The sequence below is a fragment of the Pseudomonas sp. H3_A02 genome (assembly GCF_054671965.1).
Map to the genome: position 1 here is coordinate 6,380,643 of NZ_CP162807.1, position 26,702 is coordinate 6,407,344.

The 26,702-nt window shown below is 61.5% G+C and carries 22 protein-coding genes and 2 tRNA genes; 18 read left to right on the plus strand and 6 right to left on the minus strand.

The window, feature by feature from the left end:
- Positions 1 to 8: 8 nt before the first annotated feature.
- The 3 genes from AB4N80_RS28075 to pdeM all read left to right on the plus strand — a co-directional run bounded on the left by AB4N80_RS28075 (position 9) and on the right by pdeM (position 4,318).
- On the plus strand, positions 9 to 773 hold the full coding sequence (locus AB4N80_RS28075; protein ID WP_122565394.1) for an ABC transporter ATP-binding protein: 765 nt from the start codon (positions 9 to 11) through the stop codon (positions 771 to 773).
- 402 nt (positions 774 to 1,175) lie between these two features.
- A complete protein-coding gene (locus AB4N80_RS28080) occupies positions 1,176 to 3,662 on the plus strand; it encodes a ligase-associated DNA damage response DEXH box helicase (RefSeq protein WP_460079971.1) in 2,487 nt (828 codons plus the stop codon).
- Positions 3,662 to 4,318 (plus strand): ligase-associated DNA damage response endonuclease PdeM, encoded by a 657-nt coding sequence (gene pdeM / locus AB4N80_RS28085; RefSeq protein WP_354339725.1) that lies wholly within the window; start codon positions 3,662 to 3,664, stop codon positions 4,316 to 4,318. Before AB4N80_RS28080 ends, pdeM begins: the two co-directional genes overlap by 1 nt.
- 36 nt (positions 4,319 to 4,354) lie before the next feature.
- Here pdeM and AB4N80_RS28090 read toward each other — a convergent pair whose 3' ends face one another.
- Positions 4,355 to 4,561, minus strand: a complete 207-nt coding sequence (locus AB4N80_RS28090; RefSeq protein ID WP_122565397.1) for a hypothetical protein — start codon at positions 4,559 to 4,561, stop codon at positions 4,355 to 4,357.
- 99 nt (positions 4,562 to 4,660) lie between these two features.
- On the minus strand, positions 4,661 to 5,227 hold the full coding sequence (gene dcd / locus AB4N80_RS28095) for a dCTP deaminase (RefSeq protein ID WP_003184751.1): 567 nt from the start codon (positions 5,225 to 5,227) through the stop codon (positions 4,661 to 4,663).
- A 354-nt stretch (positions 5,228 to 5,581) separates the two neighbouring features.
- Here dcd and AB4N80_RS28100 point away from each other — a divergent pair, with 354 nt between their 5' ends.
- Complete coding sequence (locus tag AB4N80_RS28100; RefSeq protein WP_002554837.1) at positions 5,582 to 5,791, plus strand: cold-shock protein; 210 nt, start codon at positions 5,582 to 5,584, stop codon at positions 5,789 to 5,791.
- 193 nt (positions 5,792 to 5,984) lie between these two features.
- Here the strand turns inward: AB4N80_RS28100 and AB4N80_RS28105 are convergent, their stop codons facing one another.
- Complete coding sequence (locus AB4N80_RS28105; RefSeq protein ID WP_122565399.1) at positions 5,985 to 6,992, minus strand: DUF481 domain-containing protein; 1,008 nt, start codon at positions 6,990 to 6,992, stop codon at positions 5,985 to 5,987.
- A 157-nt stretch (positions 6,993 to 7,149) separates the two neighbouring features.
- Here AB4N80_RS28105 and AB4N80_RS28110 point away from each other — a divergent pair, with 157 nt between their 5' ends.
- From AB4N80_RS28110 to AB4N80_RS28125, 4 genes are all read left to right on the plus strand, one after another.
- The gene (locus AB4N80_RS28110; RefSeq protein WP_122565400.1) at positions 7,150 to 7,503 is read left to right on the plus strand and encodes an MGMT family protein; all 354 of its coding nucleotides are present in this window, start codon (positions 7,150 to 7,152) and stop codon (positions 7,501 to 7,503) included.
- 44 nt (positions 7,504 to 7,547) lie between these two features.
- Positions 7,548 to 9,107 (plus strand): AmpG family muropeptide MFS transporter, encoded by a 1,560-nt coding sequence (locus AB4N80_RS28115; RefSeq protein WP_122565401.1) that lies wholly within the window; start codon positions 7,548 to 7,550, stop codon positions 9,105 to 9,107.
- 129 nt (positions 9,108 to 9,236) lie between these two features.
- The gene (locus tag AB4N80_RS28120; RefSeq protein WP_122565402.1) at positions 9,237 to 10,952 is read left to right on the plus strand and encodes a proline--tRNA ligase; all 1,716 of its coding nucleotides are present in this window, start codon (positions 9,237 to 9,239) and stop codon (positions 10,950 to 10,952) included.
- Between the two features lie 17 nt (positions 10,953 to 10,969).
- Positions 10,970 to 11,923: a hypothetical protein gene (locus AB4N80_RS28125; protein ID WP_122565403.1), complete on the plus strand. Its 954-nt coding sequence runs from the start codon at positions 10,970 to 10,972 to the stop codon at positions 11,921 to 11,923.
- A gap of 162 nt (positions 11,924 to 12,085) precedes the next feature.
- Here AB4N80_RS28125 and dinB read toward each other — a convergent pair whose 3' ends face one another.
- Positions 12,086 to 13,147, minus strand: a complete 1,062-nt coding sequence (gene dinB / locus AB4N80_RS28130) for a DNA polymerase IV (RefSeq protein ID WP_060738936.1) — start codon at positions 13,145 to 13,147, stop codon at positions 12,086 to 12,088.
- Positions 13,148 to 13,428: 281 nt separating this feature from the next.
- Here dinB and AB4N80_RS28135 point away from each other — a divergent pair.
- From AB4N80_RS28135 to AB4N80_RS28150, 4 genes are all read left to right on the plus strand, one after another.
- A tRNA-Met gene (locus tag AB4N80_RS28135) sits at positions 13,429 to 13,505 on the plus strand.
- A gap of 231 nt (positions 13,506 to 13,736) precedes the next feature.
- Positions 13,737 to 13,813 (plus strand) — tRNA-Met (locus AB4N80_RS28140).
- 152 nt (positions 13,814 to 13,965) lie between these two features.
- The gene (gene mprF, locus AB4N80_RS28145; RefSeq protein WP_122565404.1) at positions 13,966 to 16,608 is read left to right on the plus strand and encodes a bifunctional lysylphosphatidylglycerol flippase/synthetase MprF; all 2,643 of its coding nucleotides are present in this window, start codon (positions 13,966 to 13,968) and stop codon (positions 16,606 to 16,608) included.
- Positions 16,608 to 17,897 carry a virulence factor family protein gene (locus AB4N80_RS28150; protein WP_122565405.1) on the plus strand — a complete coding sequence of 430 codons (1,290 nt, stop codon included), beginning with the start codon at positions 16,608 to 16,610 and terminating at the stop codon, positions 17,895 to 17,897. Before mprF ends, AB4N80_RS28150 begins: the two co-directional genes overlap by 1 nt.
- A gap of 253 nt (positions 17,898 to 18,150) precedes the next feature.
- Here AB4N80_RS28150 and AB4N80_RS28155 read toward each other — a convergent pair whose 3' ends face one another.
- Entirely contained in the window at positions 18,151 to 19,992 is a 1,842-nt protein-coding gene (locus AB4N80_RS28155; protein ID WP_436278759.1) for a potassium transporter Kup, read from the minus strand.
- Between the two features lie 335 nt (positions 19,993 to 20,327).
- Between AB4N80_RS28155 and rimO the strand changes: the two genes are divergently transcribed.
- The 5 genes from rimO (at position 20,328) to tsaA (ending at position 24,658) form a co-directional block, all read left to right on the plus strand.
- Positions 20,328 to 21,668 carry a 30S ribosomal protein S12 methylthiotransferase RimO gene (gene rimO / locus AB4N80_RS28160; protein ID WP_003198379.1) on the plus strand — a complete coding sequence of 447 codons (1,341 nt, stop codon included), beginning with the start codon at positions 20,328 to 20,330 and terminating at the stop codon, positions 21,666 to 21,668.
- Between the two features lie 238 nt (positions 21,669 to 21,906).
- Entirely contained in the window at positions 21,907 to 22,380 is a 474-nt protein-coding gene (locus tag AB4N80_RS28165; RefSeq protein WP_122565408.1) for a GNAT family N-acetyltransferase, read from the plus strand.
- A gap of 83 nt (positions 22,381 to 22,463) precedes the next feature.
- Positions 22,464 to 23,174, plus strand: a complete 711-nt coding sequence (locus AB4N80_RS28170; RefSeq protein ID WP_354338148.1) for an rRNA pseudouridine synthase — start codon at positions 22,464 to 22,466, stop codon at positions 23,172 to 23,174.
- A gap of 58 nt (positions 23,175 to 23,232) precedes the next feature.
- Positions 23,233 to 23,694, plus strand: a complete 462-nt coding sequence (locus tag AB4N80_RS28175) for a YehS family protein (RefSeq protein ID WP_053182473.1) — start codon at positions 23,233 to 23,235, stop codon at positions 23,692 to 23,694.
- Positions 23,695 to 23,959: 265 nt separating this feature from the next.
- A complete protein-coding gene (gene tsaA / locus AB4N80_RS28180) occupies positions 23,960 to 24,658 on the plus strand; it encodes a tRNA (N6-threonylcarbamoyladenosine(37)-N6)-methyltransferase TrmO (RefSeq protein ID WP_122565409.1) in 699 nt (232 codons plus the stop codon).
- 213 nt (positions 24,659 to 24,871) lie between these two features.
- Here the strand turns inward: tsaA and fpr are convergent, their stop codons facing one another.
- Complete coding sequence (gene fpr / locus AB4N80_RS28185) at positions 24,872 to 25,651, minus strand: ferredoxin-NADP reductase (RefSeq protein ID WP_003184787.1); 780 nt, start codon at positions 25,649 to 25,651, stop codon at positions 24,872 to 24,874.
- Positions 25,652 to 25,772: 121 nt separating this feature from the next.
- Between fpr and AB4N80_RS28190 the strand changes: the two genes are divergently transcribed.
- The gene (locus AB4N80_RS28190) at positions 25,773 to 26,699 is read left to right on the plus strand and encodes a LysR family transcriptional regulator (protein ID WP_063322709.1); all 927 of its coding nucleotides are present in this window, start codon (positions 25,773 to 25,775) and stop codon (positions 26,697 to 26,699) included.
- Positions 26,700 to 26,702: the final 3 nt, after the last annotated feature.

The window sequence follows — 26,702 nt, forward strand, 5'->3', positions numbered from 1 at the left end:
CATGCTCCATGTACAAACTGACCATCGAAGGCCTGCATAAAAGCTATGGCGAACATGAAGTGCTCAAGGGCGTTTCGCTCAAGGCCAAGACCGGCGACGTCATCAGCCTCATCGGCGCCAGCGGCTCGGGCAAAAGTACCTTTTTGCGCTGCATCAACTTCCTGGAACAACCCAATGACGGCGCCATGACCCTGGACGGCCAACCGATCCGGATGATCAAGGACCGCCACGGCATGCACGTGGCCGACGCCGACGAACTGCAACGCATCCGCACCCGCCTGGCCATGGTGTTCCAGCACTTCAACCTGTGGAGCCACATGACCGTGCTGGAAAACATCACCATGGCGCCGCGCCGGGTATTGGGTGTGAGCAAGCAGGAAGCCGACGACCGTGCCCGGCGTTATCTCGACAAGGTCGGCCTGCCGGCGCGGGTTGCCGAGCAGTACCCGGCGTTTCTCTCCGGCGGCCAGCAACAGCGCGTGGCCATTGCCCGTGCGCTGGCGATGGAACCGGAGGTGATGCTGTTCGACGAACCCACCTCGGCCCTGGACCCGGAGTTGGTGGGCGAAGTGCTGAAGGTGATCCAGGGCCTGGCCGAAGAGGGCCGGACCATGATCATGGTGACCCACGAAATGAGCTTCGCCCGCAAAGTCTCGAACCAGGTGCTGTTCCTGCACCAGGGCCTGGTGGAAGAAGAAGGCGCTCCGGAAGACGTGCTGGGCAATCCCACCAGCGAACGGCTCAAGCAGTTTCTCAGTGGCAACCTGAAATAAACTTCGGACTCCCCTGAAAAGAAGGCGCCAGGCGCCAATGCCTGTCAGTTAGGAACAAACGGCATAAATCCTGTGGGAGCAAAGCTTGCTCGCGATAGCGGCAGAGTCGCCAATATCTTAGTCGGCTGGCTTACCGCAATCGCGAGCAAGCTTTGCTCCCACATGTTTGCTGCTTAGCTGACTGGCATTCGGCGCCAGACGCTGCTTTTGTGGCGAGGGAGCTTGCTCCCGCTGGAGGCGCAGCCTCCGCAGCATGTCATCCAGATCCAGGGGGCCGCTTCGCAGCCCAGCGGGAGCAAGCTCCCTCGCCACAAAAGCACGCTCGCCACGCTATCTCGCATAAAACCTTTCGCATCCTGCCGTGGTCACTGAAGAAGGACTTCCAGGGCGCACGCGGCAGGCATGGCGACATCCAACAATTTCGCAAACCAGTGGTTCGGCGCCCGCGGCTGGAAGCCGTTCGCCTTTCAGAAGCAGGTATGGGCCGCGGTCAAGCGCGGGGAATCCGGGCTGTTGCACGCCAGCACCGGCGCCGGCAAGACCTATGCGGTGTGGTTTGCCGCCCTCAACCGTTTCGCCCGCCCGGTACCGCCGCCGGACAAACCACGCAAACGCAAGCCGCCGGCCGAACCGCTGACCGTCCTGTGGATCACGCCGATGCGCGCATTGGCGGCCGATACCGGCAAAGCCCTCGAAGCGCCCCTGGCCGACCTGCAAGTGCCCTGGAGTGTCGGCCTGCGCACTGGCGACACCAGCGCCAGCGAGCGCGCCCGCCAGGGCCGTCGCCTGCCCACCGCGCTGATCACCACGCCCGAAAGCCTGACCTTGATGCTCGCCCGGGCCGATGCGCAAGCCGCGGCCTCGACCCTGCGCATGGTCGTGGTGGATGAATGGCACGAATTACTCGGCAACAAACGTGGCGTGCAGTTGCAACTGGCCTTGGCACGCTTGCGGCGCTGGCATCCCGAACTCATCGTCTGGGGCGTGTCCGCGACCCTCGGTAACCAGGCCCACGCCGAGCAGGTGTTGATCCCGCAAGGCAACGGGATCAGTGTGCAAGGGGCCAACGGCAAGGCGCTGCAGGTTGACACACTGCTGCCTCCGGCCCTCGAACGTTTCCCGTGGGCCGGGCACATCGGCCTGAAGATGCTGCCTCAAGTCGTCGCCGAAATCGACGCCAGCCGCAGTTGCCTGGTCTTCACCAACACCCGGGCACAATCAGAAATCTGGTATCAGGCGCTGCTTGAGGCAAGACCCGATTGGGCCGGGCTGATCGCCCTGCACCATAGCTCACTGTCGCGCGACACCCGGGATTGGGTGGAGCAGGCATTGAAGGACGGCCAGCTCAAAGCGGTGGTCTGCACCTCCAGTCTGGACTTGGGGGTGGATTTCCTGCCAGTGGAACGGGTGCTGCAGATCGGCTCGGCCAAGGGGGTGGCGCGGCTGATGCAACGGGCCGGACGCTCCGGTCACGGGCCAGGACGGACCTCCCGGGTGACGCTGGTACCGACCCACAGTCTGGAATTGATCGAGGCCGCCGCCGCGCAGGACGCCGTGGCCCAACGACGCATCGAACCCCGCGAATCCCCCCGCAAGCCACTGGATGTCCTGGTGCAGCACCTGGTGAGCATGGCCCTGGGCGGCGGCTTCGTTCCCGAAGAACTGTTCGAGGAGGTACGTGGCGCCTGGGCCTACCGCGACCTCAACCCGGCTGAATGGGCCTGGGCCCTGGCCTTTGTACGCCACGGCGGCCTGTCATTGACCGCCTACCCCGATTACCGACGGGTCGAACCGGACGAACACGGGGTCTGGCGTGTGCCTGACGCCCGCCTGGCCCGGCGTCACCGCATGAGCATCGGCACCATCGTCAGCGATGCCAGCCTGCAATTGAAGTTCTGGAGCAAGGGCGGCGGCGGCAAGACCCTGGGCAGCGTAGAGGAAGGCTTCATCGCTCGCCTGCGGCCCGGCGACGGTTTCCTGTTCGCCGGGCGACTGCTGGAATTGGTCCGGGTCGAAGACATGACCGCCTACGTGCGCCGCAGTCAGGCCAAGAAGGCCGCCGTGCCGCGCTGGAACGGTGGGCGCATGCCGCTTTCCAGCGAACTGGCGGCCGCCGTCGTGGCCCGCTTGAGCGAAGCCGCCACGGGCCGCTTCGAGGGCCCGGAGATGCAAGCCGTGCAGCCCCTGCTGTTGACCCAACAACGCTGGTCCGGCTTGCCCACGCAACACACGTTGCTGGCCGAAGCCCTCAAGTCCCGGGAAGGCTGGCATCTGTTCCTGTACCCATTTGCCGGGCGCCAGGTGCATCTGGGCCTGGCCAGCCTGCTGGCCTGGCGCGTCAGTCGGCAACAACCGCTGACGTTTTCCATTGCCGTCAATGACTACGGCCTGGAACTGCTCAGCGCCACGGCAGTGGATTGGTCGCACTACCTGACCCCGAGCCTGCTGAGCATCGATCACCTGCTGGCCGATGTGCTCGCGAGCCTGAACGCCGGGGAGCTGGCCCTCAGGCGCTTTCGCGAAATCGCCCGGATCGCCGGGCTGGTCTTCGCCGGCTACCCCGGTGCGCCGAAAAGCACCCGGCAAGTCCAGGCCTCCAGTGGGTTGTTCTTCCAGGTGTTCAAACAATACGACGCCGACAATCTGTTGCTGGCCCAGGCCGGGGAGGAAGTCTTGCGTGAAGAATTGGATATCCGTCGACTGGAGCAGACCTTGCAACGCCTCAATACCTTGAAGCTGGACCTGCACGTGATCAAGCGCCCCACCCCGCTTGGGTTCCCGCTGCTGGTGGAGCGGTTCCGGGAAAGTATGAGCTCGGAAAAACTCGCCGACCGTATCCGGCGGATGGTCAGCGAGCTGGAAAAGACTGCCGATCGCGGTGACGCCTGATGCCAGCGCCGTATCCCGTCAGCCTGGCCGGCGAAACGCTGTGGTTGCTCCCGGAAAAAGCCTTGTATTGGCCCGATCAGCAAGCGTTGATGGTGGCCGATGTTCATTTCGGCAAGGCCGCCGCCTATCGTAGCCTCGGGCAACCGGTGCCCCACGGCACCACCGCCAGCAACATCGCGGTGTTGGATGGGTTACTGGCGCGCCTGGCGTGTCGACAGTTGATCTTTCTCGGAGATTTTCTCCACGGCCCCGGTTCTCACGCGCCCGGCACCTCGAAGGCACTTTCCGATTGGCGTGAACGACATCCGCACGTAGCCATGACGCTGATTCGTGGCAACCACGACAAACGCGCCGGCGACCCACCGTCAGCGCTGAACATCCGCGTCGTACCGGAGCCGTTGCTGCTGGGCCCTTTCGCCGTGCAGCACGAGCCCACCCCACACCCCAGCCGCCATGTGCTGGCCGGTCACGTACACCCGGTCTACCACCTGAGCGGCAAGGGCCGGCAGCGCCTGCGCCTGGCCTGCTTTCGGCTGGGCAGTGAAATCAGCCTGCTGCCGGCCTTCGGCGCCTTCACGGGTGGCTATCGAGTCGAGCAAGACCGCGGTTGCAGGATTTTTGTCATCGGCGATAACGAAATATGGCCCGTCAACTGAAGCACTCTGTGCTATCGCTGGCGGGCCATCGTCTCATCAGGCAACAGGCGCAGGAGGCGGCTCGTCCGGCAGGGTCGGCTCGCCGGGTTCGGTAGGCTGTTCGTTGGGCGTATCGGGATCGGGCTGGCCGGGGATGCCGCCCGCCGCTTCGGCAGGATGGGCCAGCAGTGACCAGGCCATGACGCCGATCTGATTGGGCTCGAGCTTTGCCAGTTCGGCACTGATTCGCGGATCGATCTTCATAGAGCAACTCCTGGGCGAAGCCCGTTGCGCTGACGCAAAAACGGGCAGTACACGCAATAGAGTGTCTGCCCGCCCAGGAATTCCAACTGTTCGTCAGAATCAGGTACGCGGTAGGGTCACACCGCGCTGGCCCTGGTACTTGCCGCCACGGTCCTTGTAGGACACTTCGCATTCTTCATCGGATTCAAGGAACAGCATCTGCGCCACACCCTCGTTGGCGTAGATTTTCGCCGGCAGGGTCGTGGTGTTGGAGAATTCCAGGGTCACGTGGCCTTCCCACTCGGGTTCCAGCGGCGTGACGTTGACGATGATGCCGCAACGGGCATAGGTGCTCTTGCCCAGGCAGATGGTCAGCACGTTGCGCGGAATGCGGAAGTATTCGACGGTGCGGGCCAGGGCGAAGGAGTTCGGCGGGATGATGCACACGTCGCTCTTGACGTCGACGAAGCTCTTCTCGTCGAAGTTCTTCGGGTCGACGGTGGCCGAATTGATGTTGGTGAACACCTTGAATTCGTCGGCGCAGCGCACGTCGTAGCCGTAGCTGGAGACACCGAAGGAGATCAGCCGGTCGGCGCCTTCGCCACGCATCTGGCGCTCGACGAAGGGCTCGATCATGCCGTGCTCTTGCGCCATGCGGCGAATCCACTTGTCCGATTTGATGCTCATGGCGGTTTCCTGAAATAGCGAGGTGGAAAAAATACGTCCGGCATCTTACCGGGGCACGGGGCCGGGTTCAAAGCGCGGCACGCAAATCTCGCCGATCCACCTTGATTTCCGGGTCCTGCCGGCCATCACCCGCGCCGTCAGTCACCAAATAAGAGAAACCTTCGCAAAGACCATTGGCACATTCTGGAAAAAGGGTTAAGGTGGCGCCACTGTGTTGCTTGTGTCACTGAGAATCTCTACACGATATGTTGAATTTCGATCCAACCATCTACAAGAATTTTTCCTGCTCTTTGCACTCAGTCTCGGCCAGGGTTCTTCCTGAGTCGCAGTTATCTTTGTTCAAGGAGTTACACCATGTCTAATCGCCAAACCGGTACCGTTAAGTGGTTCAACGATGAAAAAGGCTTCGGCTTCATCACCCCACAATCCGGTGACGACCTGTTCGTTCACTTCAAAGCTATCCAATCCGACGGCTTCAAAAGCCTGAAAGAAGGCCAACAGGTTTCTTTCATCGCTACCCGCGGTCAGAAAGGCATGCAAGCTGAAGAAGTTCAAGTTATCTAACTTGTACTTGCTTTAGTAAAAGGCCCCGCCCTCAAAAGCGGGGCTTTTTTGTGCCTGTCGTTTTTTACCGGCGCACAAAAAACTGTGGGAGCGAGCTTGCTCGCGATAGCGGCGTGTCAGCCAACATTCATATTGCTGACATACCGCTATCGCGAGCAAGCTCGCTCCCACAGGGCTTGTTACTAGCCTGGGACTACCAGGTGACGCCAAATCCAGCCGTGTAGCGTGTCTTGCTCAGATCGCTGTCCTCAGTACCCTCGATGACATCCTTCTCCGCCTTGAGGTTGAGCGACGCCCAATCAGTGACCTTGTAGCGCAGCCCCACTTCAGCGTCATAGGCGTACTCCGCCACGCCGGACAGTGGCTTGCCCACTTCGCCGTTGGTGAAGAACTCGACGCGTTTGCCGATCAGGTAGCGGTTGTAGTCCCACTTCATCGCGACGGAATAGAAGTTGTCCTTGCCGCCGTCGCGGTATTCATAGTCGGTGCGGTTCAGCAGCGAACCCAGAGAGAACGCCCCCAGTTCATCATCCCAGAACTGGTAGCCCGGGCCGGTACCCACCACGCGCTGGCGCGCCAGGTCTTCGACTTTGTCACGCTTGTAGTTCAGGCGACCTTGCCAGAACCATTTGTCCGTCAGGAACCGGTCGAGGGAATACTCCAGACGCCAGTTATCGGTGGAAACCACGTCATCCTGGAATTCACGGTTGTATTCACCTTCGGCGGTGTGCCGCCATCTGCCGTGGCGGGCCGAGGTCTTGAAATCGATGTCGTAATCATCGGTATCGTTTTCCGCACGCTGGTAATCCAGCGCGGCGTCGATATTGCCTTTCCACACCAGGTCTTCGACCACCGGCTTGGGCTTGAGGATCTGCTGGATACTGGCCAGCTCGACGGTCTTGGGCGCATCACCGTTGGCCAGGGTGACCTTGCCATCCTCGGCCGCCTGCAGCGCCTTGGCCTTCTCGCCGGTGTAGGCATCCTGCTTGACCAGGAGTTGCTGATCGCTCTCCAGGGTCTTGACCTGTTTCCAGTCGATGGGAATCGCACCGGCGTAATCGGTCTGGATCAGCAACTTACCGCCATCGAAAACGGTAATCTTGCCACTGAGTTTGTCCCCATTCTTCAACCAGACAGTGTCGGCGAGCAAGGGCATGGAGGCGCTGGTAACAGCCAGGCATAGCAGGGTTCTAGACAACATAAGCGATAAAGGGCTCAAGTTTGCGGTGAAAAGGCGGCATTATCCCCCAGGATGACACCTCAGCAAGGACTGACCCGTGTAGGGCTGATGAGTTCATTTCTCAACCAGCCCTGTAGGAATTAATCTACAGACGGACACCCATTCAGGAACACTTTACGTGACTGACACACCTGCGGACACCGAGAACGCCGCCCAAATCCGCCGCACGACCCTTTACTTGACCCTGGCCCAGGTGCCGGCGGGCAAGGTCGTCACCTATGGCCAACTCGCCGAAATGGCCGGCCTGGGCCGCGCGGCGCGCTGGGTGGGAAGAACCCTCAGCCAGTTGCCAAACGACACCAAGCTGCCCTGGCATCGGGTATTGGCTGCCGGTGGTCGGATCAGTCTGCCGGCGGGCAGCGCCTCGGGGGATGAACAGCGCGCACGCCTGCGCATGGAAGGGGTCAGTGTCCTGAACAATCGTGTTGATATTCAGCGCCATGGCTGGCGCCCGGTAGAGCACAGCGGTTAGAGTGCGCGCTTTGTTTTCGCAATTTTTGAGGCAGACTCCAGCCCATGCCCCGTAAAACCTGGCGCGCCGCCCTCGCCGCCTATGCCAGTCCCTCGACGCTCGTGCTGTTGCTGCTTGGCTTCGCTGCCGGCTTGCCATACATGCTGGTGTTTTCCACGCTTTCAGTCTGGTTGCGCGAAGCCGGCGTGGCCCGCGAAACCATCGGCTACGCGAGCCTGATCGGCCTGGCATATGCCTTTAAATGGGTCTGGTCGCCACTGCTCGACCAATGGCGCCTGCCACTGCTGGGCAAACTGGGGCGTCGCCGTTCATGGCTGGTGCTGTCCCAGGCGCTGGTGATCCTCGGCCTGATCGGCATGGGCTTCTGCGATCCACAAAAACACCTGTCATGGTTGATCGCCATCGCCGTGATCGTGGCCTTTGCCTCCGCGACGCAGGACATCGCCGTCGACGCCTATCGCCTGGAGATCGCCGACGACACCCGCCAGGCCGCCCTCGCCGCCAGCTATATGTCCGGTTACCGCATCGCCGCGCTGCTGGCCACCGCCGGCGCCCTGTTCTTCGCCGAAGGCTTTGGTTCCACCGGTTTCAACTACAAACACTCGGCCTGGGCTGGTACTTACCTGCTGTTCGGCGTGTTGATGGTCCCGGCGCTCCTCACCTCACTGTTCATGCGCGAGCCGCCGGTGCCGCTGCGCACCCAATTGCAGGCCGGCCGCTACACGTTCGTTCATCAGTTGGCGTCGGTATTCGTGCTGATCGTGCTGCTGGTCTCCGTCCCGGCGATGTTCACCCAGTTGTTCAACACCGACTTTGCCAGCGTGCTGTTCGAGGGCGTCAGCCTGCTCGACCTGCTGCTCGAAGACCGCGCCTTCCTGCGGGCCATCCTCTATACCATCCTGACGGCCCTGTGCCTGTCGGCCATGGGCCGTCGCGGACTGGCGCCAGTGCTGACGCCGATCAACGATTTCATTCTGCGTTACCGCTGGCAGGCCCTGCTGCTGCTCGGGCTGATCGCAACCTATCGGATGTCCGACACAGTCATGGGCGTCATGGCCAACGTGTTCTACATCGACCAAGGGTTCACCAAGGACCAGATCGCCAGCGTCAGCAAGATTTTCGGCCTGATCATGACCCTCGTCGGGGCCGGCATGGGCGGCCTGCTGATCGTCCGTTTCGGCATCCTGCCCATCCTGTTCATCGGCGGTGTCGCCTCGGCCGCCACCAACATCCTCTTTCTGATGTTGACCGACATGGGCGCCAACCTGCAGATGCTGATTGTCACCATCTCCCTGGACAACTTCAGCTCCGGCCTGGCCACTTCGGCGTTCGTCGCCTACCTGTCGAGCCTGACCAACCTGAAATTCTCCGCCACCCAATACGCCCTGCTCAGCTCGATCATGCTGTTGCTGCCGCGCTTGATCGGGGGTTATTCAGGGGTGATGGTGGAAAAATTCGGCTACCACAACTTCTTCCTGATCACCGCCCTGCTGGGCGTGCCGACCCTGCTGCTGATCGCCTTGCACTGGTTCCAGGAGAACCGTCGCCAGGATTCGACACCCAGCGAGGAACCGGCGCCCACCCGGCCTGCGGAAGAGTCGTAGGAAACTTCAGCAAACGCCAGGGAAACCGGCGTTCGCACCTGGCGACCGGCCACGCGCCTGTACGCCAGGGCATCTCGCCCGTACAATGCTCCGTCACTTCTCGTCATCAGCAACCGACAACGGCCAACCATGCGCACCAGTCAATTTTTGCTCGCCACACAGAAAGAAACGCCTTCCGACGCCGTCGTGATCAGCCATCAGTTGATGCTGCGTGCCGGCATGATCCGCAAACTCGCCTCGGGCCTGTACACCTGGCTGCCGATGGGCCTGCGGGTCATGCGCAAGGTGGAAGCCATCGTTCGCGAAGAGATGAACGCCGCCGGCTCCCTGGAAGTGTTGATGCCGAGCACCCAACCTGCCGAGCTGTGGCAGGAGTCGGGGCGCTGGGAAGAATACGGCCCTGAGCTGCTGCGCATCAAAGACCGTCACGGTCGCGACTTCTGTGCAGGCCCGACCCACGAAGAAGTGATCACCGACCTGATGCGCAATGAGTTGAGCAGCTACAAGCAACTGCCCATCAACCTGTATCAGATCCAGACCAAGTTCCGTGATGAAATCCGTCCACGCTTCGGCCTGATGCGCGGTCGCGAATTCATCATGAAGGACGCCTACTCGTTCCATGCCGACCTGGCTTCGCTGCAAGTCACCTACGACCGCATGCACCAGGCGTATTGCAACGTGTTCACCCGCCTGGGCCTGAAATTCCGCCCGGTTGAAGCCGACAACGGCTCCATCGGCGGTGCCGGCTCCCATGAGTTCCACGTGCTGGCCGAGTCCGGCGAAGACGACATCGTCTTCAGCAATGGTTCCGACTACGCCGCCAACATCGAGAAAGCCGAAGCCGTGCCGCGGGAAACCTCCCGCGCCGCGCCGACTGAAGAGCTGCGCCTGGTGGACACCCCGAACGCCAAGACCATTGCCCAGTTGGTGGAAGGCTACAACCTGCCGATCGAACGCACCATCAAGACCCTGATCGTGCGGGCGGAAGAAGCCGGCAAGCTGATTGCCCTGATCGTCCGTGGCGACCACGAACTGAATGAAATCAAGGCCGCCAACCAGCCAGGCGTCGCCAGCCCGCTGGTCATGGCCACCGAAGCCGATCTGCGCGACGCCATTGGCGCCGGTGCCGGTTCCCTCGGCCCGTTGAACCTGCCACTGCCGATCATCATCGACCGCTCTGTCGAGCTGATGAGCGATTTCGCCATCGGCGCCAACATCGACGACAAGCACTACTTCGGCGTGAACTGGGAGCGCGACCTGCCGGTTCCAACCGTGGCGGACCTGCGCAACGTCGTGGCCGGCGACCCGAGCCCGGACGGCAAGGGCACCCTGGAAATCAAGCGGGGCATCGAAGTCGGGCACATCTTCCAGCTGGGCAACAAGTACAGCAAGGCGATGAAGTGCGAAGTGCTGGGCGAGAACGGCAAGCCGGTCACCCTGGAAATGGGTTGCTACGGCATCGGCGTTTCCCGCGTGGTGGCAGCCGCCATCGAGCAGAACAACGACGAGAAAGGCATCATCTGGAGCGACACACTCGCGCCGTTCCAGGTAGCCCTGGTGCCGCTGCGCTATGAAACCGACCTGGTGCGCGAAGCCACCGACAAGCTCTACGCCGAACTGACGGCCGCCGGCTTCGAAGTGTTGCTGGACGACCGTGACAAGAAAACCAGCCCCGGCATCAAGTTCGCGGACATGGAACTGATCGGCATCCCCCATCGGATCGTCGTCAGTGACCGTGGCCTGGCCGAAGGCAACCTGGAATACAAGAGCCGCACCGAGGCCGAGCCGCAAGCGCTGCCGGTTGCCGACGTGCTGTCGTTCCTCCAGGCCCGTATCCGCCGCTGACACCAGATAGAGACGTCATGTTCAAGCGAAACACCTTAGGCCTCGGTGGCGCCGCCCTGTGCGGCGCCCTGCTGGTCAGCGGCTGTGCCAACCAAATGTCACAACGCAGCGAGCACGAAGAGCGGGTCGAGCGCAAACTGCTCGACCACAGCCTGCAGATCGACGTGGGCGAACCCAAGGTGCTCGACCTGCCGCAGCGTCGGGTGCGCATCCATGAGCAGAAGACCTTCGAAGTCACTGAGTTCGAGGTCACCCGCCGTTACGATCGATACACGCCTTACCAACCCTGGCGGGAGATCTACGAGATTCCCCTGGGCGCGGTGGCCGTGGTGGCCGGTATCGGCGCGAACGTGGTCAATGTGTTCGCCCTCGGCAGCCTGCCGGACACGGCGACCCGTGACTGGATCAGCTACGGTTTCGCCGGGCTCAACCCGTTCATGAACGTCCCCTCCCATGGCCGTGCCCAGCAGAACCTGGCGGGCATCGACGAAATCCAGCGCGACAAGCGCACGGAACACTCGAGCCTGCCGTGGAGCGAACGCCCGGTGGAAGTCAAGGCCGCCCGGCAGACCTTCGAGCTGAGTACCGACCGTAACGGCGTGCTGCGCTTGAACTTGCTGGAAAGCCCGTTCGCCGAGCAGGATCTGAGCCAGTTCGGCAAGTTGCAGATCAGCGTGACGGATGCCCAGGACGAAGTGCACAGCGATTCATCCCTTAGCGTCAGCAGCACCTTGCGCAGCAAACTGGTGGAAGCGCACGCGCTGATCTACGACGACCTGGAAGATGACGAGGTGAGCCAGTGGGTTCATCGGGTCAAGCGCCTGTCGGAGCTGGGACTTGAAGAGGAAGCCAGTGAACTGGAACAGAGCCTGATCGAACTGACGCGCAACGATCCGGAGCTGCAGACCGAATTCATGAAAGCCCTGACCAAGGATGGCGGGCGCTTGGTGGCGGATCCGGGCGCGAATTGAAATACCCCCGGTGACAAAGGGTTTGTGTAGATCAAGACCAGTGGGAGCAAGGCTTGCCCGCGATGGCGACCTCAAGGATGCCATCGCGAGCAAGCTTTGCTCCCACAAGCGTCCCTCGCGACAAAGTGGACGTCAGGCAAGACATTCAGCCAAGTGGCAGCCTCACCGCTCAAACAACTCCAACTGCTCGAACCCTCCCCGCAAATCCTCCAGCCGCACCCCGATCCCCAATAACCGCACCGGCTTGCCGCCCCGGTTGAACGCCTGGGTCAACAGCAACTGATAGCTGCCCAGGTCCCGCCCTGCCCCGGCCTGTTCCAGCGTGGTCTGGGTGAAGTCGTGGAACTTCACTTTGACGAACGGCTTGCCCGGCCGATAACTGCTGTCGATCCGCGCCATGCGCCCTTTGAGGGTTTCCATCAACTCCGGCAGTTTGTCGAGGCAACTCACCAGGTCGGGCAAGTCGACATCGTAGGTATTTTCCACACTGATGGACTGCCGTCGGCTGTCGTTGTGCACCAAACGCTCATCGATCCCACGGGCCAGGCTCCAGAGCCGCTCGCCAAAACTGCCGAACTCTCGCACCAGCGCCAACTTGTCCCATTCACGCAACTGCAGGCAATCGACGATACCGAGCCGGTTCAGCTTCTCAGCGGTGACCTTGCCAACACCGTGAAGCTTGCTGACCGGCAGGGCCGAGACAAAGTCCTCGACTTGGTCCGGGGTGATGACAAACAACCCGTTGGGCTTTTTCCAGTCACTGGCAATCTTGGCCAGGAACTTGTTCGGCGCGACGCCGGCGGACACGGTGATGTGCAACTGATTGGAAACACGTCGGCGAATGTCCTGGGCGATGCGGGTGGCGCTGCCGCCGAAATGGGCGCTGGCGGAAACGTCCAGGTAGGCCTCGTCCAGGGACAGCGGCTCGATCAGGTCGGTGTAATCGCTGAAAATCGTATGAATTTCCTTCGACGCTTCCCGATAGGCCTCCATTCGCGGCTTGACGATGGTGAGGTCCGGACAGAGCTTCAAGGCGTGGCCGGAAGACATGGCCGAGCGCACGCCGTAGGCTCGCGCTTCGTAGTTACAGGTGGCAATCACACCCCGCCGATCCGCCGAGCCACCCACCGCCATAGGCTTGCCGGCCAGCCGCGGATCATCGCGCATCTCGATAGCGGCATAAAAACAGTCACAGTCGACATGGATGATTTTACGTTGCGTCATAGAAGAACAGGATGTGGGACGAATCGGGCCACCAGTATCGCATCGACACCTGTATATAGCACCAGTAGTTTGAAAGATCCTTCGTCGCGCCCCGAAAACGCCTACATAAATTTACTTCTTCAATCGCAACGCACTCTCCAATAGAGCTACAGCCCTTGCCAGGCCTGCGTCACAGCGCTGTCACAATGTCTTTTCCAAGTCTAAGCACTTGAAGCGGAACAGGTTTTTATGACGCCAGGGTTGACAGCGGCTCGATCCTCTGTAGAATGCCGCCACACAGACGCGGGATGGAGCAGTCTGGTAGCTCGTCGGGCTCATAACCCGAAGGTCGTCGGTTCAAATCCGGCTCCCGCAACCAAACATCAAGAAAGGCTACTCGAAAGAGTGGCCTTTTTTGTGCGCGCTCGTTTCTGACCACACGATCAGAGACACGCAACCTGCGATACTCCGCGCACTGCAAGTTGTAGGACAATTTCCCTTTAATTCCACGCATTTAGGAAGGCAAGCAACGGATCGGCCGTTTATTTGACCCCTGCGTCTTTTAACGGTTGACACTCGGGCGTTCGCCTGTAGAATGCCGCCACACAGACGCGGGATGGAGCAGTCTGGTAGCTCGTCGGGCTCATAACCCGAAGGTCGTCGGTTCAAATCCGGCTCCCGCAACCAAATATCAAGAAAGGCTGCTCGAAAGAGTGGCCTTTTTTGTGCCTGACGAAAAAAGGCCTCATTACAAATTTTTTGTAATTATTTTTTACCGCGGGGATTGGTAACTTAGCTGGATACCCCCATCCTGTCGCGCATAGCTCAAGAGGTGATTGATGCGCGCCCACTCGTCTGACCCGCAAGACTCCGTTACTGCGACACAACCGATCAAAGCCGAACGACTGCGCTGGCTGGATCGGATCAGCCAGTACCGCCAGCCCATCGGCCTCGCGGTAACGCTGCTGCTGTTTGCGATTGCATTGATTGCCTGCCGCCATCTGCTGAGCGAGCTCGATCTATACGCCCTGCACGACTCGATTCTGGAAGTGCCCCGGCCAGCCCTGCTCGGTGCGATCGCCGCCACGGTCGTCGGCTTCATCATTCTTTTGGGCTACGAATGGTCCGCCAGCCGTTACGCCGGTGTGACACTGCCGCCACAAACCATGGTCCTGGGCGGGTTCACCGCATTCGCCATCGGCAATGCCATTGGCCTGTCGCTGCTATCGGGCGGTTCGGTTCGCTACCGTCTGTATGCACGCCATGGCCTGGGGGCATCGGATGTCGCCCACATGACGCTGTTCGCCAGCCTGTCCCTGGGCTGCGCGTTGCCGCCGTTGGCGGCCCTGGCGACACTCAGCAACCTGCCCGCCGCGTCTGCCGCGCTGCACTTGCCTGCCGCTTTGCTCGGGGCGATTTCCGTGGCGGTGCTGCTGCTCACCAGCGTATTGGCCATCGGCATTTACCGCCGCCGCCTGCCGGAGCAGCCGTATCGGGACAGCCTTCTGGTAAAGGCCGGGCGTCGCACACTGCGCCTGCCGGGTCGCCGCCTGACCTTCTTGCAGTTGGTGATCACCGCGCTGGATGTGGCCGCGGCCGCCACTGTGTTGTATCTGTTGCTGCCTGAGGCACCGCCGTTCGGCGCCTTCCTGCTGGTGTACCTGCTGGCGCTGGCCGCCGGCGTGCTCAGCCATGTACCGGGCGGGGTCGGGGTATTCGAAGCGATCCTGCTGGCCGCGTTTGCCGACAAACTCGGCGCCGCACCGCTGGCCGCCGCGCTGTTGCTGTATCGCTTGATCTACGTGCTGCTGCCAATGCTGGTGGCCTGCGTGTTGCTGCTGATCAACGAGGCGCAACGGCTGTTCCAGACACGCCAGAGCCTGCGGGCGGCATCGGGTTTCGCCGCGCCGATCCTGGCGGTGCTGGTGTTCCTCTCCGGTGTGGTGCTGCTGTTTTCCGGCGTGACCCCGGAAATCGACACCCGCCTGGAGCACATCGGCTTCCTGATTCCTCATCGGCTGGTGGACGCGTCGCACCTCGGCGCCAGCCTGGTGGGCGTGTTGTGCCTGTTGCTCGCCCAAGGCCTGCGCCGTCGCCTGTCGGCCGCCTGGATGCTGACTACGGTGCTGCTCCTGGTGGGTGCCCTGCTCTCGCTGCTCAAGGGTTTTGACTGGGAAGAAGCCACGCTGCTGACCCTGACAGCGGCCCTGCTGGCGGTATTCCGGCGCTCCTTTTATCGTCCGAGCCGCCTGACCGAGCTGCCATTTTCCCCGCTGTTCCTGATCGCCAGCCTCTGCGTGCTCGGCGCGTCGACCTGGCTGCTGCTGTTTGCCTACCAGGACGTGCCCTACAGCCATCAACTCTGGTGGCAGTTCACCCTCGATGCGGACGCTCCTCGCGGCCTGCGCTCGCTGCTGGGCGCCGCAGTACTGCTGGTAGTGGTATCCCTGACCTGGCTGCTGCGCACCGCACGGCCGGTGATCCATTTACCGACGGCTGATGAGCTGGAGCGGGCTAAGACGATTCTCATGACGTCTTCGCAACCCGACGGCGGCCTGGCCCTGACCGGTGACAAGGCACTGCTGTTTCACCCCAACGACGAGGCGTTCCTGATGTACGCCCGCCGTGGCCGCAGCCTGGTGGCGCTGTACGACCCGATCGGTCCAACCCAGCAACGGGCCGAAATGATCTGGCAGTTCCGCGACCTGTGTGACATCTACCATGCCCGTCCCGTGTTCTATCAGGTGCGCGCCGAAAACCTGCCGTACTACATGGACATCGGCCTGACGGCCATCAAGCTGGGCGAAGAAGCACGGGTCGACCTCAAGCGTTTCGATCTCGAAGCCAAGGGCAAAGAGATGAAGGACTTGCGCTACACCTGGAACCGCGGCACCCGTGACGGCCTGTCGCTGGAGATCCACGAGCCGGGCCAGGCGCCGATGGATGAGCTCAAGATCATTTCCGATGCCTGGCTGACCGGCAAGAACGTGCGGGAAAAAGGTTTTTCCCTGGGGCGTTTCAGCGATGACTACCTCAAGCATTTCCGCATCGCGGTGATTCGTTTCGAAGGCCGGCCGGTGGCGTTCGCCAACCTGTTGGAAACCCACAGCCACGAACTGGCCAGCCTCGACCTGATGCGTGCCCACCCCGAGGCCCCGAAACTGACCATGGAGTTCATGATGGTCGGCCTCATCCAGCATTATAAAAACCATGACTACGCCCGCTTCAGCCTCGGCATGGTCCCGCTGTCGGGCCTGCAACCGAGACGCGGCGCACCGCTGACCCAGCGCCTGGGCTCGATGGTGTTCCGCCGTGGCGAGCAGCTCTATAACTTCCAGGGGCTGCGCCGCTTCAAAGACAAATTCCAGCCTGACTGGGAACCTCGTTACATGGCCGTGCCCGCCGGACTCGATCCGCTGGTGGCGCTGGCCGATACCGCCGCCCTGATTGCAGGCGGCCTGACTGGACTGGTGAAACGCTGATGATGCAACGCTCCTGGCGATACGTAGTGGCCGCCCTGCTGGTGCTGGCGGTGATTCTCGGTGGCGGTTACTGGTACTGGAACCGCCCAGCCCCGCAACCGACCCTGGAACAACTGGCGCCCGCCGATGGCGCAGCCCTGACCCGCGTCACTCCCGGTACCAAGGCGCGTGCCCGGGTACTGGTGGCGGTCAATGAAGACCAGAAGCTCAGCGACACACAATTGACGACCCTCAGCCGCAGCGGCTCGGCGCAGATCGTCCAGGTGATCCTGCCCAAGGACTGCATGTTGCAAGGCCGTGCCCTGCAGGCTGGCCTGAGGGAGCTCCAGGGCCCTGCCACGCTGGTCAGCGGCATCGGCCCTGGCGCCGTGCTGGCCTGGCGTTGGCTGGCCGAGCAGAAGGACGACAAGGCCAAGGCCGTTTCGGTGGACCTGGCCCTGGAAAAACCCGGCTGCACCCACCTGCTGCCTAAAAAAGCAGCCCACGGCCATTGGCTGGTGGCCTGGAACGACAACCCCGACGACACCAGCGCCGGTTTCGTACGCGACCAATCGAATGCCGAGACCAGCATCAGCGACTACGACATCAACCTGCCGCAAGTGCTGAATAACGAACTGCGCAAAATCCTGGTGGGCACCGACAAGGCCAAGGGCGGCCTGAGCATCCCGGTGGTGGAAGTCCCAGCCAGCCAGACACGGGACACCGTCACTCTGTTTCTCTCCGGAGATGGCGGCTGGCGCGACCTGGACCGCGACGTGGCCGATGAAATGGCCAAGATCGGCTACCCGGTGGTCGGCATCGACACCCTGCGCTACTACTGGCAGCACAAGAGCCCTGAGCAGAGCGCGGCGGACCTGACCGAGCTGATGCAGCACTACCGGCAGATCTGGGGCACCAAGCGCTTCATCCTGACCGGCTACTCCTTCGGCGCCGACGTGTTGCCGGCCATTTACAATCGCCTGCCGGCCACCGAACAACAGCGGGTCGATGCGATCATCCTGCTAGCCTTCGCCCGCACCGGCAGCTTCGAGATCGAAGTCGAAGGCTGGCTCGGCAACGCCGGCACCGAAGCCGCCACCGGCCCGGAAATGGCCAAGCTGCCAGCCGAAAAAGTGGTGTGCATCTACGGCGGTGAAGAAGCCGACGAAAGCGGTTGCACCGACAAGACAGCAGTAGGAGAAGCCATCAAGCTGCCTGGCGGCCACCACTTCGACGAGAACTACCCGGCCCTGGCCAAGCGCCTGATCGATGAGATCAACAAGCGCCAGAGCAAACCAGCCGAACAGTAAACCGCTACACGCCTGACAAAAGCCCCGGCAGCCTTAGGGTTGCCGGGGCTTTTTTGTGCCCGCTCAACTGCCCCCTGTGGGAGCGAGCTTGCTCGCGATGACGGTGGCATATTCAACATCTGTGCAAACTGACACTCCGCTATCGCGAGCAAGCTCGCTCCCACAAGGGCTTCACTCTGGCGTCAGCATGAGTGTCGCCCACAAAAAAGCCCCCGCCACCACAAGACAACGAGGGCTTCTTGTTTTCCTGAGGCTACATCTCGACCTGCGTCCCCAGTTCAATCACCCGGTTCAACGGTAGATTGAAAAAGCGCAGGTTGCCGTTGGCGTTTTTCAACATGAAGGCGAACAACTGCTCGCGCCAGCGGGCCATGCCTTCGAGCTTGGAGGCAATGACAGTCTCGCGACTGAGGAAGTAGGTGGTGCGCATCGGGCTGAAATCCAGGTCATCCAGATGGCAGAGCTTGAGTGCCTGCGGGACATCCGGCTCGTCGGTGAAGCCGAAGTGCAGGATCACCCGGAAGAACCCTTCGCCATAGGCATCGACCTCGAAGCGCCGCTGCGGCGGTACCCGGGGAATGTCTTCGTACACCACTGTCAGCAGCACCACTTGCTCATGCAGCACCTGGTTGTGCAATAGATTGTGCAACAGCGCGTGAGGCACCGCGTCAGAACGCGCCGTCAGGAACACGGCGGTGCCTTGGACACGGTGGGGCGGTTGCACGCGGATGCTGCTGATGAAAATCGGCAACGGCAATGCCCCTTCGTCCAGGCGATCCACCAACAGTTGCTTGCCGCGCTTCCAGGTGGTCATCAGCACGAACAAGGCGATACCGGCGATAACCGGGAACGCACCGCCCTGGATGATCTTCGGCACGTTGGCGGCGAAGTACAGGCCGTCCACCAACAGGAAACCGAACAACAGCGGCACCGCCAGCAGCGGCGGCCATTTCCACAACAGCAGTATCACTGCGGACACCAGGATCGTGGTCATCAGCATGGTACCGGTCACGGCCACGCCGTAGGCCGAAGCCAGCGCGCCGGAAGATTCGAAACCCAGCACCAGCAGCACCACGCCGACCATCAGCGACCAATTCACCGCGCCGATGTAGATCTGCCCCTGCTCGGCGCTGGAGGTGTGCTGGATGTACATGCGCGGGATGTAACCGAGCTGGATCGCCTGGCGTGTCAGGGAGAACGCGCCGGAAATCACCGCTTGGGAAGCGATCACCGTGGCCAGGGTCGACAAGCCTACCAACGGCAGCAGCGCCCAGCTCGGTGCCAGCAGATAAAACGGGTTACGCGCCGCTTCCGGGTCGCCCAACAACAACGCGCCCTGGCCGAAATAGTTGAGCATCAGACCTGGCAGCACCAGGATGAACCAGGCGCGGGCAATCGGTTTGCGACCGAAATGGCCCATGTCCGCGTACAACGCTTCAGCGCCGGTCAACGCCAGCACCACCGCGCCGAGGATCGCCACGCCCATGCCCGGATGGACAACAAAGAATCGCACGGCCCAGGCCGGGTTCACCGACTGCAATACCTCCGGGTGTTGCAGGATGCCGTACACACCCAGGGCGCCGAGCACCAGGAACCAGGTCACCATGATCGGGCCAAACAGGATGCCAATCCGTGCAGTGCCGTGGCGCTGGATCAGGAATAGCCCCACCAGCACCACCAGCGACAAGGGCACCACCCAGTGGTCGATACCTTCGAACGCCAAGCCAAGACCTTCAACTGCCGAGAGCACGGAAATCGCCGGCGTGATCATGCTGTCCCCGTAGAACAGCGCTGCGCCGATCAAGCCGCAGATCACCAGGAATGTCCGCAGTCGCGCCCTTCCCGCCGCGGCTCGCCGCGCCAGGGCGGTGAGCGCCATGATCCCGCCCTCGCCCTGGTTGTCGGCGCGCAGGACGAACATCATGTACTTGAGCGACACGACCCAGATTAGCGACCAGAAAATCAGCGACAGAATCCCCAGCACCCCATCGTGATTGACAGGCACGCCATAGGCACCGGAAAACACTTCCTTGAGGGTGTACAACGGGCTCGTGCCGATGTCGCCATAAACCACCCCGACCGCCGCGACCAGCATGCTCAGCGGCTTCGCTGCCGAATGCTCGGCGCCTGCCACCTGACTACTTGCATGACCCATCCAACACTCCCGATTCCCAGACCTGTCTTCTTCAACGAAACACGATGCTTTGTTGAGGCAGCATGCGCTGTTTTACGTATTGTTACAGACGTTTTGTTGACTGTAGCAATCGCCAGAGCGCAAAGGCGCGAAGCATAGCGCAGCACTCGTCGCATTTCCCGGTATAAAGCTGGTCAAGTGCGTCGACCCTGGATAGAATTGCGCACTTTTTGATCAGAGGCGCGCCAGGCGCCCTGTCTCGGCAAGAGACGATCCCCCCTACACCGAGGTTAGACATGTCCACCACTACCGCGCCCGCCAATCCGAAGGTTGGCTTCGTATCCCTGGGTTGCCCGAAGGCTCTGGTCGACTCCGAGCGCATCCTGACCCAGTTGCGCATGGAAGGCTATGACGTCGTGTCCACGTATCAGGACGCCGATGTGGTCGTGGTCAACACCTGCGGCTTCATCGATTCGGCCAAGGCCGAGTCCCTGGAAGTGATCGGCGAAGCCATCAAGGAAAACGGCAAGGTCATCGTCACCGGCTGCATGGGCGTGGAAGAAGGCAATATCCGCAACGTGCACCCGAGCGTGTTGTCCGTGACCGGACCGCAGCAGTACGAGCAGGTGGTCAACGCCGTGCATGACGTGGTGCCGCCACGCCAGGACCACAATCCGCTGATCGACCTGGTGCCGCCACAAGGCATCAAGCTGACCCCGCGCCACTACGCCTACCTGAAGATTTCCGAAGGCTGCAACCACAGTTGCAGCTTCTGCATCATCCCGTCGATGCGCGGCAAGCTGGTGAGCCGTCCGGTGGGCGATGTGCTCGACGAGGCCCAGCGCCTGGTCAAGGCCGGCGTCAAGGAACTGCTGGTGATCTCCCAGGACACCAGCGCCTACGGCGTCGACGTGAAATACCGCACCGGCTTCTGGAACGGCGCGCCGGTGAAAACCCGCATGACCGAACTGTGCGAAGCCCTCAGCACCCTCGGCGTCTGGGTCCGCCTGCATTACGTTTACCCATACCCGCATGTCGACGAACTGATCCCGTTGATGGCGGCCGGCAAGATCCTGCCGTACCTGGACATCCCGTTCCAGCACGCCAGCCCGAAAGTCCTCAAGGCCATGAAGCGCCCGGCCTTCGAAGACAAGACCCTGGCCCGCATCAAGAACTGGCGCGAAATCTGCCCGGACCTGATCATCCGCTCGACCTTCATCGTCGGCTTCCCTGGCGAAACCGAAGAAGACTTCCAGTACCTCTTGGACTGGCTGACCGAAGCCCAGCTCGACCGCGTTGGCTGCTTCCAGTATTCCCCTGTGGAAGGCGCACCGGCCAACGACCTGGACCTGGACGTGGTGCCGGACGACGTCAAGCAGGACCGTTGGGAGCGCTTCATGGCGCACCAGCAGGCCATCAGCTCGGCGCGCCTGCAAATGCGCATCGGCCGTGAAATCGAAGTGCTGGTGGATGAAGTGGACGAACAAGGCGCCGTGGGCCGTTGCTTCTTCGACGCGCCGGAAATCGACGGCAACGTCTTCATCGACAACGGCAGCAACCTCAAGCCAGGCGACAAAGTCTGGTGCAAGGTGACCGACGCCGATGAATACGATTTGTGGGCTGAGCAGATCGGTTGATCTGCCACCCTATACAGGCCCCTGCAATACCTGTGGGAGCCGAGCTTGCTCGCGATGGGGTCGTGTCAGTCAATATTCATGCTGACTGATGCACCGCCATCGCGAGCAAGCTCAGCTCCCACAGGTTGTTCCACAGGCCAAAAAATTGAAAAGCCCCGCTCTTGCGACAAGATGCGGGGCTTTTTTACGGCTATCGTATGGAGAAACCCAAGACATCCAGCACAAGGAACAGGCGGACATGCGCCAGCATTCGGTCATCCATACACCGAAACCGAGCGATTATCAGGAACTGACCCAGGTTTGGGAGGCGTCGGTGCGGGCCACCCATGAGTTTCTGCCAGACAGTTACATCGAACTGCTGAAAAACCTGGTGCTCACCCGTTACCTGGATGCGGTGATGCTCATTTGCACACGGGACGCGCGCCAGCGGATCACCGGTTTCGCCGGTGTCGCGGCCGGCAAGGTCGAGATGCTCTTCATCGACCCACAACACCGTGGCCAGGGCCTGGGCAAGCTGTTGCTGCGCTACGCCATGGAACACCTGAACGCCGATCAACTGGACGTCAACGAACAGAACCCGCAAGCCTTGGGCTTTTACCTCAAGCAAGGCTTCGAAGTGGTCGGGCGCTCGGCAAAAGATGGCATGAACCAACCCTACCCCCTTCTGCACATGCGCTACAAACAGCCTGACCTGAAGGCTGGGCGCGGCTAAAAGTGGCATGAGGCAAATGGACCCGCGATTAACCGGCCCCAGGCAGGTACAATGCCCACCCTCTTTTTGTTACGGCCCCCGTCATGACTGACCCGATTCGTCTCTCCAAACGCCTCATCGAACTCGTCGGCTGTTCCCGTCGGGAGGCTGAGCTGTTCATCGAGGGCGGCTGGGTCACCGTGGATGGCGAAGTGATCGATGAGCCGCAGTTCAAGGTGACGACCCAGAAAGTCGAACTCGACTCCGAGGCCAAGGCCACCGCGCCGGAGCCGGTGACGCTCCTGCTGAACGTCCCGGCGGGCACGGATGTGGACACCGCGATGGCCTCTCTCGGACCGCAGACCCTGAGCGAAGAACATCGCTTCGGCAAGCGGCCGCTCAAGGGCCATTTCCTGCGCCTGACCGCCAGTGCCGACCTGCAAGCCAACGCCAGCGGGTTGCTGGTGTTCACCCAGGATTGGAAGATCTTGCGCAAGCTTACCGCCGACGCCGCCAAGATCGAGCAGGAGTACGTGGTGGAAGTCGAAGGCGAAATGGTCGCCCATGGCCTCAATCGCCTGAACCACGGCTTGACCTACAAGGGCAAGGAGCTGCCGGCAGTCAAGGCCAGCTGGCAGAACGAGAACCGCCTGCGCTTTGCCATGAAAAACCCGCAGCCCGGCGTAATCGCGTTGTTTTGCCAAGCGGTCGGGCTCAAGGTCGTCGCCATTCGCCGCATTCGCATCGGCGGCGTGTCCATCGGCAAGGTGCCGCTGGGCCAGTGGCGCTACCTGTCTGCCAAAGAGAAATTCTAATTTTCCCGGCGCCGCACCGAACGCAGGCGCCCACTGCCGATTGATCAGGACTGCACACATGATTCACAACGACGTACTGCGCAGCGTGCGCTACATGCTCGACATCAGCGACAAGAAAGTCATCGAGATCATCAAGCTGGGCGGGCTGGACGTCTCCCTGGCGGACCTGGCGGGCTACCTCAAGAAAGACGAGGAAGAAGGCTTCGTGTTCTGCCCTGACGAGGTCATGGCGCATTTTCTCGATGGCCTGGTGATCTTCAAGCGTGGCAAGGACGAAAGCCGTCCGCCGCAGCCGATCGAAGTGCCGGTGACCAACAACATCATCCTCAAGAAACTGCGAGTGGCCTTCGAGCTGAAGGAAGACGACATGCACGCCATCCTCAAGGCCGCCGAGTTCCCGGTGTCCAAGCCGGAACTGAGCGCGCTGTTTCGCAAATTCGGCCACACCAACTACCGCCCGTGCGGCGACCAATTGCTGCGCAACTTCCTCAAGGGCCTGACGCTGCGCGTTCGCGGCTGACCTTGAAGGGCCGCTGACTCTTGAATATCTGCTGACTTTTGCAGAGCTGTTGTGGCGAGGGGATTTATCCCCGCTGGGCTGCGAAGCGGCCCCCAAACCTGACAACTCGGTGTACCACTGGCAGATTGAGTTCACTGCTTTTAGGACTGCTGCGCAGCCCAACGGGGATAAATCCCCTCGCCACAAAAACGTTCTCGCCATACGAACAGTGTCAATCTTGGCCGCGCGCTATGATGCCCTTTCAACCTCGCCTCGATCCCAGCCCATGACCTACACCGTCTCCCCCATCGGCTTCGTCCGCTCCTGTTTCAAGGAGAAGTTCGCCATCCCCCGTCAACCGCAACTGGCCCCGGCCGCGCGCGGTGTGCTGGAGCTGGTGGCGCCGTTCGATCAGGGCGAGGCGGTACAAGGCCTGGAGCAAGTCAGCCATGTCTGGCTGCTGTTCCTGTTCCACCAGGCCCTGGAAGACAAGCCACGCTTGAAAGTGCGGCCGCCACGCCTGGGCGGCAACAAGTCCATGGGCGTGTTCGCCACTCGCGCCACCCATCGCCCCAACGGCATTGGCCAGTCGGTCGTGAAGCTGGAACGGGTCGAAGCCGGGCGCCTGTGGCTCTCGGGTATCGATTTGCTGGACGGCACACCGGTGCTCGACATCAAGCCCTACGTGCCCTACGCCGACATCATCGGCTCGGCCTCCAACAGCATCGCCAGCGCCGCGCCTGAGCTCATTCCGGTGCAATGGGCGGACACTGCCCTGCTTCAAGCGCACGAGCATGCCACGCGCCTGGAAGAACCGTTGGTGGATCTGATTGAACAGTGCCTGGCCCAAGACCCACGCCCGGCGTACCAGACTCCTACCGCCGAACGGGAGTACGGCGCGCAGTTCTGGGACTTGGATGTTCGCTGGCATTATCCGCAGCCGAGGTTGATCCGGGTGCTGGAAGTGATTCCGGCGAAATCGTAACCGCCAGAAATGAAAAAGCCCGCGCTACCTTCTTCAGGTAGCGCGGGCTTTTTATGGTCTGGCAGCTGGACCGAGTCGCTGCCATCGCGAGCAAGCTCGCTCCCACAGGTGGTTCGTGTTGTTCACGCGTTTGGATTCAACACAAATCCCCTTGTGGGAGCGGGGAGCGAGCTTGCTCGCGATAGCGATCTATCAGCCGCCACAAATGCAGGCTTACTTCTCTACAAACGCCCGCTCGATCAGGTAATCACCCGGCTCGCGCATACGCGGCGAAACGGTCAGGCCGAAGCTGTTGAGCACTTCACTGGTCTCGTCGAGCATGCTCGGGCTGCCGCACAGCATGGCGCGGTCGTCCTGCGGGTTGATCGGTGGCAGGCCGATGTCGCGGAACAGCTTGCCGCTGCGCATCAGGTCGGTCAGGCGGCCTTCGTTCTCGAACGGCTCGCGCGTCACGGTCGGGTAGTAGATCAGCTTGTCGCGCAGGGCTTCGCCGAAGAACTCGTTCTGCGGCAAGTGCTCGGTGATGAACTCGCGGTAAGCGACTTCATTGACGTAACGCACGCCGTGGCACAGGATCACTTTCTCGAAACGCTCATAGGTTTCCGGATCCTGGATGACGCTCATGAACGGCGCCAGGCCGGTGCCGGTGCTGAGCAGGTACAAATGCTTGCCAGGCTTGAGATCGTCCAGCACCAGGGTGCCGGTGGGTTTCTTGCTGATGATGATCTCGTCGCCTTCCTTCAGGTGCTGCAACTGGGAAGTCAGCGGACCATCGGGCACCTTGATGCTGAAGAACTCGAGATGCTCTTCCCAGTTCGGGCTGGCAATCGAGTAAGCGCGCATAAGCGGGCGGCCGTTGGGCTGTTGCAGGCCGATCATCACGAACTGACCGTTCTCGAAGCGCAGGCCCGGATCGCGGGTGCACTTGAAGCTGAACAGAGTGTCGTTCCAGTGATGAACACTGAGGACACGCTCGTGGTTCATGTTGCTCATGTACGGGGACTCCTGGGAATGGTGCCTGCGCCGATAATCTGCGCTATTGCATCGCATTCTAATGGCGGCGACAATATCTGTTAAATGGATTATTAAGATAAGGGTTATCGGTTATATCGATATGCGATTTACTCTACGTCAACTACAAGTCTTCGTCGCCGTCGCCCAGCAAGAAAGCGTGTCTCGCGCTGCGGGGCAACTCAATCTGTCGCAGTCGGCGGCCAGCACCTCCATCACCGAACTGGAGCGGCAATCGAGCTGCCAATTGTTCGACCGTGCCGGCAAACGCCTGAGCCTCAATGCCCTGGGCAAACAGCTGCTGCCCCAGGCAGTGGCGCTGCTGGACCAGGCCAAGGAGATCGAAGACCTGCTCAATGGCAAATCCGGTTTCGGCTCACTGGCGGTCGGCGCGACGCTGACCATCGGCAATTACCTGGCGACCTTGTTGATCGGCGGGTTCATGCAGCGCCACCCGGAAAGCCAGGTGAAGCTGCACGTGCAGAACACTGCCAATATCGTGCACCAAGTTGCCCACTATGAAATTGATCTGGGTCTAATCGAAGGCGACTGCAGCCATCCAGACATCGAAGTGCAAAGCTGGGTCGAGGACGAACTGGTAGTGTTCTGCGCCCCTCAACACCCACTGGCCAAGCGTGGCCAGGCAACCATGGAGGAGCTGACCCATGAAGCCTGGATTCTGCGGGAACAGGGCTCCGGCACGCGACTGACCTTCGACCAGGCCATGCGCCACCACCGCAGCGCGTTGAATATCCGCCTGGAGCTGGAACACACCGAAGCGATCAAGCGCGCCGTGGAATCCGGCCTGGGCATTGGCTGCATCTCACGCCTGGCCCTGCGCGACGCCTTCCGCCGCGGCAGCCTCGTCGCGGTGGAAACCCCGGACATGGACCTGGCGCGGCAGTTTTATTTCATCTGGCATAAACAGAAGTACCAGACCTCGGCCATGCGCGAATTCCTCGAATTGTGCCGAGCGTTCACCGCCGGAGCCCAGCGCAGCGACGAAATCGTGCTGCCGACCATTGCCTGAGCC